This is a genomic window from Escherichia sp. MOD1-EC5495 (genome assembly GCF_002965965.1).
GTDB classification, from domain to species: Bacteria; Pseudomonadota; Gammaproteobacteria; order Enterobacterales; family Enterobacteriaceae; genus Escherichia; species Escherichia ruysiae.
In genome coordinates this window covers 58,597-72,365 of record NZ_PTRI01000014.1, presented here as the reverse complement: position 1 = coordinate 72,365, position 13,769 = coordinate 58,597, and the positions used below count along the sequence as shown (strand labels likewise).

Here is a 13,769-nt window from a genome sequence, read left to right as displayed (position 1 = left end):
ATCCGGCGATATCAGCCGCATCAAACTTAAGATTCGGCTTCTTCCTCCGCCACCCGAACGCCAATCTTCAACACTTCGTTATCTTCTTTCTCAGCCACCGTCCAGATCATCCCGGCAAACTCCACCTGGTCGCCGACAACCGGAGCCGCACCTAACAATTGCTGAACAATTTCACCCAGCGTTTGCTGTTTATCGCGATACTCCCGACCGTCTTCCAGACCATAGATCAGCGCCACATCGGCATATTTCGCGCTGGCTTCGAGAATGAAGTCACCAAAGAAGCGTTGATCAAGCGCGACCGGCGGCGACTGGCTAAACAGTTTTCCGAGTGCCGGAAGATCTCGTTCCCGACCAATCACGCATAACACGTCGCCTTCGCGCAGTCGTGTGCTGCCGGTGGGGTGAAGCAACTGGTTATTACGAAACAGTGCCGCAATGCGCGTCTCTTTTGGCATATGCAGATCGCGCAGCGCCGCGCCCACGCACCATTTATCGGCACTCAATTGGTAAACAAACTGCTCCCACGGATTTTCCGGATGAATATCCAGCCCAACGCGTGATACCGGACGTCCCACTGGCGGAACCACCACTTTGGCTTTTTTCGCTGCCCACGACAGCGATGTTCCCTGCAATAGCAGTGAAACCAGAACTACGAAGAAGGCGACATTAAAGAACAGACGCGCATTCTCCAGCCCCGCCATCATCGGGAATACCGCCAGGATGATCGGCACTGCGCCGCGTAATCCAACCCAACTAATAAACACGCGCTCGCGCAGATTGAAGCCACGGAACGGTAGCAATCCAGCAAATACCGAAAGGGGGCGGGCGAAGAAAATCATCCATGCAGACAAAATGAGCGCCGGAATGGCAATAGGCAACAGGTCGCTCGGGTTAACCAACAGCCCCAGCACCAGGAACATAGCGATTTGTGCCAGCCAGGCGAGGCCGTCGAAATTTTGCAGAATGCCGTAGCGGTTGCGAATCGGACGATTACCCAGCAGAAAACCGCACAGATAAACTGCCAGAATGCCGCTGCCTTCCAGCGCCGTGGTTAAAGCAAAAATTAAAATACCGCCGCTTAATGCCAGCAATGGATACAAGCCCGCAGGCAGGGCGATGCGGTTAATCATCTGCAGCAGTAAATAACCCCCGCCAAGACCGATTACGATCCCCAGGCCAAATTGTTGCAGGATATCGACAACGAACATCCAGCTAATAGTGCTTTCATGCTGCTGGATCATCGCAATCAGGGTTATTGTCAGAAAGACCGCCATCGGATCATTGCTGCCGGACTCTATTTCCAGCGTCGAGCCAACACGTTCGTTAAGCCCTTTGCCGCCCAGCAGAGAAAAGACCGCTGCGGCGTCGGTGGAGCCGACAATTGCGCCAATCAATAAGCCTTCAATCAAATCAAGATTAAACAGCCATGCCGCCATCATGCCGGTTAAACCGGAGGTGATAAGCACGCCCAGCGTCGCCAGTGAAAGTGCAGGTCCTAACGCCACGCGAAATGAACTGGCCTGGGTGCGCATTCCGCCATCGAGCAAAATAATCGCCAGTGCCAGGTTACTTACCATGTAGGCAAAAGGATAATTATCAAACGGAATGCCGCCGACACCATCGACTCCAGCCAGCATACCGATCGCCAGGAAAATAACCAGAATCGGAATGCCAAGGCGGGAAGAAAATGAACTAAGTAAAATACTGCTGGTGACAAGGATGGAGCCTAAGATAAAAAGGCTAATAATTGTTGCGGCATCCAACGGTCGGTTACTCCTGATTACGCTGTCTCGTGCTATAAACCTACCATATTCACGGCAGAAACAGCGTTTTAGTTAGCCCGGAAGCGTGATTTTTTTACGCTTTCAGAACAGGATGACCGCTAATTGTCAATTGTGTGCCGTTTTTGTCGTTTTTGAGGATAGCATGTGCACCCAGCGGCAGCGTCACTGTGCGTTGTTCATGACCAAAGTCGAGGCCGGTAATCAGCGGAATCGACAGGCGGGAACGCAAGAACGTGTACACCGACGCCAGGTTGTAACCCGCATCATAATCATTGGGCGTGCTGCCACTGAAGCTACCGAGAATAATCGCCTTCTGGCGCTGTAAAATTCCAGCATGATAAAGCTGTAACAACATGCGTTCGACACGGAACGGATGTTCGTTGATGTCTTCCAGTACCAGAATACCGTTCTCAATTTGTGGCATCCACGGCGTACCGATAAGCGAAATCAACATCGCGAGGTTGCCTCCCCACAATGTTCCTTCTGTTTGACACGCCGGGCCTTCCCCTTGCCATTCAATGCTGAACGTTTCATTGCGTAACGCCAGCCAGAAGTGGTGCTCGGTAAAGGCATTCAGCTCATCCGCGCCAAAATTTGCCACCAGCATCGGGCCGCTAAAGGTGATGACATTGCCTTGTGCCAGAAGACCGCACTGAATGGCCGTAAAATCGCTATGCCCGCAGATAAGCAACGGATCATTTTGTTGGCGAGCCACCAGAGCCTGCCAGTCAATATCCGCCAGTAAGCGACTGGCACCGTAACCGCCGCGTACTGCCAGCACGATGGTGTTGGGTGAGGTCAGTCTGGCAAGGGCATTGAGATCTTCCAGACGCTCCGTTTCCGTACCAGCAAAACGTTCATAGCGACGGGCAATAACCCCGACGTTATTGACCTGATGCCCCGCATCGGTAAGGCGCTGAACGCCGCGCTGTGCGGCGTGCTGATTAATGCAGTAACCCGACGGGGCAATTAAGTGAAACAGAGACATGGCAATTCCTTGCTGACAACAGAAACGAAATGTATATCATGCCGCTTAGGTGTGCCGTTGTCACCTCAACGGCGATTCCAGGCTATAAGGATTGATGAAGTGAAATTGAGATGGTTTGCCTTTTTGATTGTGTTATTAGCGGGTTGTTCTTCAAAACATGACTATACGAACCCGCCGTGGAATGCGAAAGTCCCGGTACAACGTGCGATGCAGTGGATGCCAATAAGTCAGAAAGCCGGAGCGGCCTGGGGCGTCGATCCGCAATTGATCACGGCAATTATCGCTATCGAATCGGGTGGTAACCCGAACGCGGTAAGTAAATCGAATGCTATTGGTTTAATGCAGTTAAAAGCCTCAACCTCCGGACGTGATGTTTATCGCCGTATGGGCTGGAGTGGCGAGCCGACGACCAGCGAGCTGAAAAACCCGGAGCGTAATATCTCAATGGGGGCGGCTTACCTGAATATTCTGGAAACCGGCCCGCTGGCAGGCATTGAAGATCCGAAGGTACTGCAATATGCGCTGGTGGTGTCATACGCTAACGGGGCTGGTGCGTTGCTGCGGACTTTCTCATCAGATCGGAAAAAAGCGATCAGCAAAATTAATGATCTGGATGCTGATGAGTTCCTCGATCACGTAGCAAGAAATCACCCTGCACCGCAGGCTCCACGCTATATCTACAAACTTGAGCAGGCGCTGGACGCGATGTAACTCAGTCGCGCACTTTGTCCGCTTTCTCCCGGGCTTCCCGTTCGAGTGAGAATATAATCCGCTGTAATTGCCGCTCCACCGTCGGGCTGACGTTAAGAAAACGAAAGCTCAGGCGGGGAGTGGAGATAGTTTCATTTCTGCTATCAATCACTTTGCGCTCGCTGATGGTCAGTAACTGGGCGTCAAAGTGAAAAACGCCCCATTGTCCCATGTTGACTTCAATCTGTGCGAAGCGCATACCTTCGTGCAATCCGGCCGGTTTTTCCGTTTCCAGTAATGCACCCATGCCACCTAGTGATAAATCACTCAGGCGAAAACGTAACGTACTGTTATCCGCCAGTTTGGTCTGACAATAATAAGGCGGATGAAGTGGGGCGGAGATGCGGAAATATCTGCGTCGTTGCACAAACCATAATGCGGGAGGGGGAGTGGCGATAAACGCCGGAAGCTGCAAATATTCACTTTGCTGTAATTGAGCAAGGGTAAATTCGATTTTGGCGCCTTGCGTTTCGGCGGTAATAGTGATTTGTCGCGCTTTAAGCACGGCATTGTTGTCTTCTTGCTGACTACCAAAATCCAGCACCAGTTTATCAGGGCTTATCGCCAGTATATTGCTGATCAACTGACCATCTGACCAACTGATACGCAGTGGTACTGCGGCTTTATGTAAATCGCGTAAAACGCCCAGGACTGCTAACGGATTTTGTTTCAGGAACTGCTCATGGTAATGACTCACGCGGAAAAACTCCTGACCGACAAACTGTCTTTGGTTTATCGGTAGGGACTAACAAAACTTAATACAAATGCGTGAATTTTTTTTACAACTTACGACTAATTCAACCGACAGCCTCCCACCATTGATCCTGTGCTTGCCTATACTTAGAGCGTTGACGTAAGCATTTCTTGCGTCCGATTCATCGAAACGAGGGCCTGAACATGGGAATTATTGCCTGGATTATTTTTGGCCTGATAGCCGGCATTATCGCCAAGCTGATCATGCCAGGGCGTGATGGTGGTGGATTTTTCCTGACCTGCATTCTCGGGATAGTCGGTGCGGTTGTCGGCGGCTGGCTGGCGACCATGTTTGGCATTGGCGGCTCCATCAGTGGTTTTAATTTACATAGCTTCCTGGTGGCGGTGGTCGGCGCTATCCTGGTGCTGGGGGTATTCCGCCTCCTGCGAAGAGAATAACGTAATCTTTCTGGCGGATAGCGGTGCAGGCATCACTATCCGCTTTCAAATTATGTGTAAATCTCACGGTGTTTGAAAACCAGATAAAACGGCAACGTCATCCAGATAAGCAGAATGACGCTGTCGGGAGAAGAAAAGATTAAGGTGTGGGTTCTGTGACTTTTGTTGGCTGCGTTGCGGAAGCACTGGTCGGGCGCGTTGCCGGAACGTTGTCACACGGTTTTTCTTTCGGGCAGATCAAATCCAACATTTTCAGCGTTACGCCGTTGGTCCAACCAAAACCATCCTGCAACGGATATTCGCCACCACCGCCACCTGTTCCGGTGGTGCTGACATCATATTTCTCCACCAGCTTTTTCTCCCGGTCATAGGTGTGCTGAACATTGGTCAGAAAGTGCCAGCTAATGTCCATCGCCACATCTTCCTGTCCGTAGTTTTGCAATCCCTCAGTAGCGACCCATTGTAACGGCGCCCAGCCATTTGGCGCATCCCATTGCTGCCCACTTTTCACCGAGGTGGTGTTCAGTCCGCCAGGTTGCAGCAGATGCGTTCTGGTCGCCGTTGCCATTTTACTGGCGCGATCTTTCGCTGCTGCATTAACGTACAACGGGAACAGGGCGGCGGCAGTTAACTGATTACGTACTTTATGACTCTTCAGATCGTAATCGGCATACCAGCCGTGTTGATCATTCCACAAGTATTTTTCGATCCCTTTCTGACGGGCATTCGCCAGCGTTTCGTATTGGCTGGCCATCGCATTATCCCCGGCGGCTTTACTGGCGCTGGCAAGGATTTTTTCCATTTTATACATCAGGCTATTGAGATCGACCGGTACGATGCTGGTGGTGCGTAATGTACTTAACTGCTGTGGATTGTCCATCCAGCGCGAGCTGAAATCCCAGCCAGATGCGGCGGCAGAACGCAGGTCACGGTAAATTTCAGTGGCAGGACGATTTGGATTGCTTTTAGCGGTAGCGATATCTTCTACCCATGATTCCGGACGAGGTGTATCGCGGTCGTCCCAGTAGCGGTTAAGAATGGTGCCATCCTTGAGCTTTACAACGCGCTTTTCCTGTTGCCCGGCTTGCAGATTTTCAACGCCGTCCATCCAGTAAGCATATTCTTTTTGTAGTTGCGGCAGATACTGTTTCAACGCGGCGTCGCCTTCATGTTGCGCCAGTAACTCCACCATCAATGCAAAGAAAGGCGGCTGCGAACGGCTTAAATAGTAGCTGCGGTTCCCGTTGGGAATATGTCCATAAGTATCTATTTCATAACCAAAATTCGCCACCATATCCGCCACTTTATCCCAGTGACCGCTTTCGCCAAGCCCCAGCATGGTGAAGTAACTGTCCCAGTAATACACTTCCCGAAAACGGCCTCCTGGCACGACATAGGGTTTCGGCAATGGCAACAGAGAGTCCCATTTTTCGGTGCTTTCCGTTGTGCGGGTTAATACCGGCCAAAGTCCATCAATATGTTCACGCAGCGACTGTCCCTTCGGTGGGACATGCTTCTCGCCTTCTTTTGGCAGAGTGAAATTAACTTTCACAAAGTGCCGTAAATCAAACCCGCTCTGGTTCTGCTGCATCCGGTAATCAGCGAGGATCATTAGCGGGTCGCTGTTGGGCACGGCGTCGGCAAAGGTTTTTTGATCAGGAAAAAGTTTGGCGTTTTGCACATCGTCAAACAACGGTCCCAACAAAATATCAGGCGATTGTGGTGTGACAGCGATTTCTTCCGCTTGTGCCGATAGCGTGGCAAAACACAATAAAACGGTGGTGGGAATTAACGCCATTCTTTGCAGGTGACGAGGGACACGTGGTTTCATCAATCATTCTCCTTTGGCGATACCGAACAAAACGGTAATCAAGTATCAGAAAACCTTAGTTCAGGATCGCGGCAACTGCATGATTGAAATCTCATTCTGCGAAGTGTCAGGCATATGGATGGTGTAATTAAAGGCATAAATAGTGTTGCAATATATTCACAAAATATATGTTGTTTATTAAATGGGCAGTGACTTTTGCTGTGCGATCACAGAAGAAAAAAATCATAAGAATTTAATGAAAAAACATAATAGACCGACCAAAAACTTCCGTGAAGAATTGCGCCAGTGAAAGGTATTACGTGAAGTAAATTTATAGATAAGGATAAAACATGTCTAATGTGGAAAAATTGCCAATAAAAGAAAAAATAGGCTATAGCCTGGGTGATGCTGCCAGCCATATCGTCTTTGATTCTTCTGTTGCCATCCTCGCTTATTTCTATACCGATATTTATGGTCTGCCGCCAGCCGTAATGGGAACCATGTTTTTACTGGTGCGTCTACTGGATGCAATTACCGATCCGATTATGGGGGCAATCGCCGATGCAACCTCATCTCGTTGGGGGCGTTTCCGTCCGTGGCTGTTGGCCATCTGTGTACCGTTTGCGGTCAGTTGCGTGCTGGTTTACTCCATTCCTGATTTCTCTGACAGCGGTAAGGTTGTCTATGCGGTTGCCGCCTATATATTTATGACATTAATGTATACGGCCATTAATATCCCTTACTGCTCATTGGGCGCGGCGTTGACGTCCGATCCGCGTGAAAACCTGTCACTGCAATCCTGGCGTTTTGCCATCACGCCTATTGGTGGTGCGTTAGGTACTGCATTTATCCTGCCTGTCGCTGACTTCCTCTCTCCTGGGGACCGGGCTACTGGTATCCAGATTGCGATGGCGGTTTTTGGCGTTATTGGCTGCATTATGTTCTTAATTTGTTTCCTGACCACCAAAGAGCGTGTACAACCTATTCAGGAAGAAAATCTGAATATCGCGCGCGATTTGAAGATTCTTTTTAAGAATGATCAGTGGCGCATTCTCTCTGTTTATAATTTTATGATGCTGGTGGCGGTGGTTATCCGTGGCGGTGCTGTTGTTTATTATGTTAATACCGTTTTAAATAAAGGTTCAGATATTCTTACGTGGTTTATGCTCGGCGGAATGTTTGCTTCTATGTTAGGTTCTGTACTGGCGAAACCATTTGGTACTCGCTTTTGTAAAATTAAACTTTCATTCTGGGTTAATATTATTAACGCAGCGTTGGGCGTGCTCTGTTATTTCCTGCCGGTGGAATACTGGATTATTCCATTACTGGCTCATCTGGCAATTCAGATTATTCAGGGCGGAAATGGTGCGCTCCAGTGGTCAATGATTACCGATGCGAATAACTATGGTGAATGGAAAACGCGTCGTCGTATTACGGGGATGAACGTTGCTGCGAATATTTTTGTCATCAAACTGGGTGTTGCGGTAGGTGGGGCGGTGATTGGTTGGGTACTGGCTTATTATGGTTATGCAACCAGTAGCACAACTCAATCCGCTAATTCAGTACAGGGCGTAGTGTTACTGTTTACCCTCCTGCCGGCATTCTTCTACTTCCTGACTGCAATTTCTATTAAGTTTTATCTGTTGAATGAAGCGAAAATGAACAAAGTAGTACAGGATTTACAACATGGTCAGTACGCTGGCTAATAGCGTACGGCTTTTTCGGATGGCATCGTAGCGATGCCATCCGAACACTGTTTTAGCCATCATGGCTAAAACGTTGGGTTTTAACGTCCAGAGTTAACGTCTCTTCAGGTTGTACCGCGTACAGTTTTTCCCCCTGCAGGCAAACCCAGCCAATACCCAGTTCACGGGCAATTAAGGCGCTGTGGGATACCGGACTTCCGGCACTAAGGCAGATGCCTTTAACGACCGTCGGGTCCAGTTGCAGCACGGTGGAGGGATAAATGTTCTCTGCCAACAAAATGGTCGGTGTACTAAATTGCGGTAGTTCTTCTTTTGTCTGTGTCAGATGGAGTAGGGTGCGATGCAGAAGATCATCCACATCGATATAGCGCGCCTGCAGATATTCATCATCAATCTGCTGATATTGCTGGCTAAGTTCTTTAAGAACCTGCTGCCAGGCATACTCTGCGGTGCAATGTTCATGCTGAAGAAGTTCGCTTGCTGCCGCCAGTAGTTCAGGATCGTCTAACAGAGTATGGTGACCGGAAAAGATCGCGGCGATATCGTCAAGCCCGCTTGCTTCTGCCTTTGCCGTTAACGTCATCAGGTCTAACAACGTAAAGTCAATAGCCTGGCGTAATCGTTCCTGTTCGTGTTCCACCGTCAGGATTGATTTTGCCTGTACTGTGCATAAAACCGGTTGATAATAAAAGGCTTTACCCGTGACAGGAGTAACCTGGCGCAGAGTTGGTGGCGCAATATCTTCTGTTTCACCAAAGTTATCTTCAGCCAACTGGCGGAAAGCGGCCAGCGCCTCTTCAGCTTCTGGCCCTTTCACGATCAGGCGCAGAGTATCGTTATAGCGGACTTGTAATAGCGCAATTTGGTTAATACTTTCCGGCGTGACGCATTTGCCGTTTTTCTCCAGCAACATATCTGCATTAAATACCGATAAGGTATAGACCAGTCGAGAGGCCGGGCGCACGTGGAGGCCGTTACGGTTTTTAATCACCACAGCGAGGGAACGGGCTTCTTCATCGTGCGGCGGGCATGTGTCAGATATCTCAGTGGCGGATGACGGTAAACCCAGTTGTTCGCGTTTGGCTTCCAGCGCAGACATAGCATCATGAATAACTTTGTCGATACTTGCACCCGATGCCGCGCTAACCGTTGCCGCCAGAGTTCCTTCGACCAATGGCGCTGCACACAAACGTACTTTTGCGGCGATCTCTGGCGCCAGCAATTCCAGAGCGGTTTCTGCACTCAATAACGCGCTTCCCATGTCCATCATAACCAGCACATGGTCGGCATCAGCAACGGATTCGATGGCTTCCATCACTTTGACGGCATCAGTACCAATGGGATTTTGCGGGTCATCAATCCCTGCGGCAATGGCGATTTTACAACTATCGCTCATTAACATCTGACGGGCTAATTCACCGACACCTTCACCCAGCCGGGCGCTATGTGAAACTATGACCAGGTTTACCATCACCAATTCCTTACTCTTTCGCGGCTAACGCCAGCATTTGCATCATAAACATCACTGAGGTCGCGCCAGGATCCTGGTGACCAATACTGCGTTCACCGAGATAACTGGCACGGCCTTTGCGAGCTTGCATCGTAATCGTGCTTTGTGCAGCGGATTCAGCCACTCCGCTGGCTGCGTCGAGCGCCGCCGGAACAGAGAGATTTTGCTCGCTGGACTGGCGTAACGACTCAACCACTGGTTTCCAGACATCGCACATGGTTTTATCGCCAGGTTCGGCTTTCCCCCGGCTGATTACGCCGTCCACACCATCGCGGAACATCTGATAAAGCTCTTCCAGCGTCAGGCTTTGGCGCGCCTGAGTTGCCTGCGCGGCGCGAATAAAGAATGTACCGAATAGCGGACCACTGGCACCACCGACGCTGGAAAGCAGCGTCATACCGGTATTTTTGAGGATGAAACCAATATCCTTGTCCTCAATGGCGGGTAGTTTTTCCACCACTTTGCTAAATCCTCGATTCATATTTAGCCCGTGGTCAGCGTCGCCAATTTCACGATCCAGTCCGGTAAGATAATCGCTCTCTTTGCTGAAGATTTCCCCACAGCGAGTAAGCCAGTTAACAATTTGAGTTCTGCTCAGTGACATCGTTATCTCCTTATTTACCCCAGTTCAGCGCCGGGGTGTGGACTGGGGCATCCCATAACGCCAACGTTTCGTCATCAACCTTCAGTAAGGTGATGGAAAAACCGGTCATATCCAGTGAAGTGCAATACGCGCCGATTAAATTACGTTCGATAGTCAGCCCCGCTTGCTGACAACGCGTAACCAGACGGTTATAGACGCCGTAAAGCTCAGAAAGTGGCGTGGCGCCGAGATTGTTGACCAGCGCAATCACCCGATCGCCAGATTGTAGCGGCTGTTTGGTTTGTATCTCTTCCTGCCAGTTTCCTTGTTGATAATTCCAGAAGCGTAGTGTGCGATGGTATGTGCCATTTTCCAGCAGTGTGTCGAACATTTCATCGACGGTTTGATCAAGGGAAGAGAAGGGGCGACGATCGATACCCGGCTCGCCATGAATACCGACGCCAAACTCCATCTCATTATCTGCCAGCGTAAATGAGGGTTTGCCAGCGGCTGGAACGGTACAGGCACCGAGAGCGATACCAATTGAGTGCCCCTGATTATTCAGCTTACGCCCCAGTTCCGCACAGGCGTCCAGTGAGTCGCCACGTTCCGCCGCCGCACCCACAAGTTTTTCTATTAATACCGTATTGGCAACACCGCGCCGCCCGGCGGTATAAAGACTATCTTTCACCGCGACGTCGTCATCAATGACCACCGTGGTCACTTTTACGCCACTGTCGTGGAGTAATTCGGTTGCTGTTTCGAAGTTAAGAATATCGCCGGTGTAATTTTTGATGATCAGCAGTACACCTTCGCCGCCATCAATTTGCATGGCGCATTCAAAGATTTTATCGGGGGTCGGTGAAGTGAAAATTTCGCCCGGACAAGCCCCCGAGAGCATTCCCTGACCGATATAACCGCAGTGCATCGGTTCGTGCCCGCTGCCGCCGCCTGACAGCAGGGCGACTTTTCCGGCAACCGGTGCATCGGCTCGTGTGACGTACAGCGGATCCTGATGCAATGTCAGCGAAGGATGCGCTTTCGCCAGCCCTGCCAGTTGTTCGTTCAGTACGTCTTGCACATCATTGATCAATTTTTTCATTATTTTGCTCCAGCAATTATCGTAGGGCATGGATGATGTTCAACGACACGGCGACCACTGACTGCCGATGAATCCATTGTGCATCAGACTTAGGAAAAGAAAATTCATACAAATTATGTTTCATGGTGAAACATATGTTTTAATAAATGTTCCATAATGGAACATAAGAATGCCCTGATACTTAAAATTGCGAGTCAGAACACCTTTTGCCAGAAGCGAGTGGAATATGAGAGGCGGTTTTCACAACGATGACCAGGCTAACTCTCCCTGGATTGCAGCATCCTGGGAGCGATGCCGCAAACTGATGAAACGGGAAGCGTGGAGCATACCGCACCAGGCCCAGGGCGTGACATTTGCTACTATCTGTCGGCGTAAAAAGGCGATGCTGACACTTGGTCAGGCGGCGCTGGAAGATGCCCTGGAATATATGGCGCCACGAGCGTGCGTTTTGCTTATTCTCGATGAAACTGCCTGCATCCTTAGCCGTTATGGTGATCCACAGACTATGGAGCAGCTTAGTGCGTTGGGATTTAATGACGGCACTTATTGTGCCGAAGGAATCATCGGTACTTGTGCGTTATCGTTAGCGGCTATCTCTGGTCAGGCGGTGAAAACGATAGCCGATCAACATTTTAAACAGGCGCTCTGGAAATGGGCATTTTGTGCAACGCCGCTGTTTGACAGCAAGGGGCGATTGACGGGGACGATAGCCCTGGCGTGTCCGGCGGAACAATCGACAGCAGCCGATTTGCCGTTGACGCTGGCAATTGCTCGCGAGGTGGGAAACTTACTGCTAACGGACAGTTTGCTGGCTGAAACTAATCGGCATTTAAATCAGCTTAACGCCCTGTTAGAAAGTATGGACGATGGCGTGATTAGCTGGGATGAGCAGGGTAATCTGCAATTTATCAATGCTCAGGCGGCGCGTGTTTTACGTCTGGATGTGACGGCAAGTCAGGGAAGAGCAATCACGGAACTGTTAACGTTACCCGCCGTGTTGCAACAGGCAATAAAACAGGCACATCCGCTCAAACATGTGGAAGCGACCTTTGAAAGTCAGCACCAGTTTATTGATACGGTCATTACCCTTAAACCGATAGTTGAAGCTCAGGGAACCAGCTTTATTCTGCTGCTGCATCCAGTGGAACAGATGCGGCAATTGATGACCAGTCAATTAGGCAAAGTTAGTCATACTTTTGCTCATATGCCACAGGATGATCCGCAAACCCGCCGCTTGATTCATTTTGGTCGTCAGGCGGCGCGCAGCAGTTTTCCGGTGTTACTTTGTGGAGAAGAAGGCGTTGGTAAAGCCCTGTTAAGTCAGGCGATTCATAATGAAAGCGAACGCGCCGCAGGTCCCTATATCGCCGTCAATTGCGAGTTATATGGTGATACGACGCTGGTGGAAGAATTTATTGGCGGCGATCGCACGGAGAATAAAAATGGCCGTCTGAGTCGTCTGGAACTGGCACACGGCGGCACGCTGTTTCTCGAAAAGATTGAGTATCTGGCGGTGGAGTTACAGTCAGCATTGCTTCAGGTCATCAAGCAGGGCGTTATCACGCGGTTGGATGCGCGGCGTTTAATCCCGATTGATGTCAAAGTGATTGCCACAACGACCGCAGATCTGGCAATGCTGGTGGAACAAAATCGCTTTAGTCGCCAGCTTTATTACGCGCTCCATGCATTTGAAATTACCATCCCGCCTCTGCGTATGCGGCGCGGCAGTATTCCGGCGCTGGTGAATAATAAATTGCGTAATCTCGAAAAACGCTTCTCAACCCGTTTGAAGATTGATGATGATGCGCTTGCTCGTTTGGTCTCCTGCGCATGGCCCGGTAATGATTTTGAACTGTATAGCGTCATTGAGAACCTTGCCCTGAGCAGCGACAACGGGCGTATTCGCGTCAGTAATTTGCCTGAACATCTGTTTACCGAACAGGCGACAGAAGATATCAGCGCCACGCGTCTTTCCACCAGTCTGTCATTTGCGGAAGTCGAAAAAGAAGCGATTATTAACGCCGCCCAGGTGACTGACGGACGTATTCTGGAAATGTCGGCGTTACTTGGAATTGGTCGCACCACGCTGTGGCGAAAAATGAAACAATATGGCATTGATGCGGGGCAGTTTAAGCGCCGGGGATAGCGGGAGTATGCACTCTCCCGCGTATGACTTGCTAATTAATAGCGACCATGACTGCCATGATTTGGCCCACCATTTGAAGGTGGCATTGGCTTACCGGAAGCAGCAGGACCACGCGGGCCATCGCTGTGGCGGTGATGATGGTGAGGAACACAAGCACTTAACAGGCTCGCAAAGACAATTGCTAACAGGCTGAAGGTAAATGTTTTTTTCATGACAAAATCTTGAACAGTTAATGCAC

12 protein-coding genes and 1 pseudogene are annotated in these 13,769 nt (G+C 50.1%); 5 read left to right on the top strand and 8 right to left on the bottom strand.

Annotation, left to right across the window (positions count from 1 at the left end; genetic code table 11):
* The first annotated feature begins 8 nt into the window (after positions 1-8).
* Positions 9-155, top strand: coding sequence for a hypothetical protein (locus tag BEG40_RS22360; RefSeq protein WP_423779532.1), 147 nt, complete (start codon positions 9-11; stop codon positions 153-155).
* On the opposite strand, the pseudogene BEG40_RS13065 reads toward BEG40_RS22360, so the two are convergent.
* A pseudogene (locus BEG40_RS13065) lies at positions 93-1,763 on the bottom strand (potassium/proton antiporter); the annotation flags it as partial. The gene BEG40_RS22360 and the pseudogene BEG40_RS13065 overlap by 63 nt on opposite strands.
* Before the next feature lie 94 nt (positions 1,764-1,857).
* Complete coding sequence (gene ldcA / locus BEG40_RS13060) at positions 1,858-2,772, bottom strand: muramoyltetrapeptide carboxypeptidase (RefSeq protein WP_105285524.1); 915 nt, start codon at positions 2,770-2,772, stop codon at positions 1,858-1,860.
* Positions 2,773-2,871: 99 nt separating this feature from the next.
* Between ldcA and emtA the strand changes: the two genes are divergently transcribed.
* On the top strand, positions 2,872-3,483 hold the full coding sequence (emtA, locus tag BEG40_RS13055; RefSeq protein WP_001295616.1) for a membrane-bound lytic murein transglycosylase EmtA: 612 nt from the start codon (positions 2,872-2,874) through the stop codon (positions 3,481-3,483).
* Position 3,484: 1 nt separating this feature from the next.
* Here the strand turns inward: emtA and ycgR are convergent, their stop codons facing one another.
* On the bottom strand, positions 3,485-4,219 hold the full coding sequence (gene ycgR, locus BEG40_RS13050) for a flagellar brake protein YcgR (protein WP_000020171.1): 735 nt from the start codon (positions 4,217-4,219) through the stop codon (positions 3,485-3,487).
* Between the two features lie 200 nt (positions 4,220-4,419).
* Between ycgR and BEG40_RS13045 the strand changes: the two genes are divergently transcribed.
* Entirely contained in the window at positions 4,420-4,674 is a 255-nt protein-coding gene (locus BEG40_RS13045) for a GlsB/YeaQ/YmgE family stress response membrane protein (protein WP_000511315.1), read from the top strand.
* Positions 4,675-4,813: 139 nt separating this feature from the next.
* On the opposite strand, the gene BEG40_RS13040 is transcribed toward BEG40_RS13045, so the two are convergent.
* Complete coding sequence (locus tag BEG40_RS13040; protein WP_000804566.1) at positions 4,814-6,505, bottom strand: alpha,alpha-trehalase; 1,692 nt, start codon at positions 6,503-6,505, stop codon at positions 4,814-4,816.
* 329 nt (positions 6,506-6,834) lie between these two features.
* On the opposite strand from BEG40_RS13040, the gene BEG40_RS13030 reads away from it, so the two are divergent.
* Positions 6,835-8,190, top strand: a complete 1,356-nt coding sequence (locus tag BEG40_RS13030; RefSeq protein WP_000072948.1) for a glycoside-pentoside-hexuronide (GPH):cation symporter — start codon at positions 6,835-6,837, stop codon at positions 8,188-8,190.
* 52 nt (positions 8,191-8,242) lie between these two features.
* On the opposite strand, the gene dhaM is transcribed toward BEG40_RS13030, so the two are convergent.
* Genes dhaM through dhaK form a run of 3 tightly spaced genes read right to left on the bottom strand, consistent with a single transcriptional unit; the run spans position 8,243 to position 11,385 of the window.
* Positions 8,243-9,661: a dihydroxyacetone kinase phosphoryl donor subunit DhaM gene (gene dhaM, locus BEG40_RS13025; RefSeq protein WP_105285523.1), complete on the bottom strand. Its 1,419-nt coding sequence runs from the start codon at positions 9,659-9,661 to the stop codon at positions 8,243-8,245.
* A gap of 10 nt (positions 9,662-9,671) precedes the next feature.
* Entirely contained in the window at positions 9,672-10,304 is a 633-nt protein-coding gene (gene dhaL / locus BEG40_RS13020; protein WP_000059414.1) for a dihydroxyacetone kinase subunit DhaL, read from the bottom strand.
* A 10-nt stretch (positions 10,305-10,314) separates the two neighbouring features.
* Positions 10,315-11,385 carry a dihydroxyacetone kinase subunit DhaK gene (gene dhaK / locus BEG40_RS13015; protein ID WP_105285522.1) on the bottom strand — a complete coding sequence of 357 codons (1,071 nt, stop codon included), beginning with the start codon at positions 11,383-11,385 and terminating at the stop codon, positions 10,315-10,317.
* A 226-nt stretch (positions 11,386-11,611) separates the two neighbouring features.
* Between dhaK and dhaR the strand changes: the two genes are divergently transcribed.
* Positions 11,612-13,531 carry a dihydroxyacetone kinase operon transcriptional regulator DhaR gene (dhaR, locus tag BEG40_RS13010; protein WP_105285521.1) on the top strand — a complete coding sequence of 640 codons (1,920 nt, stop codon included), beginning with the start codon at positions 11,612-11,614 and terminating at the stop codon, positions 13,529-13,531.
* Between the two features lie 35 nt (positions 13,532-13,566).
* Here the strand turns inward: dhaR and BEG40_RS13005 are convergent, their stop codons facing one another.
* Positions 13,567-13,743: a hypothetical protein gene (locus BEG40_RS13005; RefSeq protein ID WP_016158417.1), complete on the bottom strand. Its 177-nt coding sequence runs from the start codon at positions 13,741-13,743 to the stop codon at positions 13,567-13,569.
* Positions 13,744-13,769: the final 26 nt, after the last annotated feature.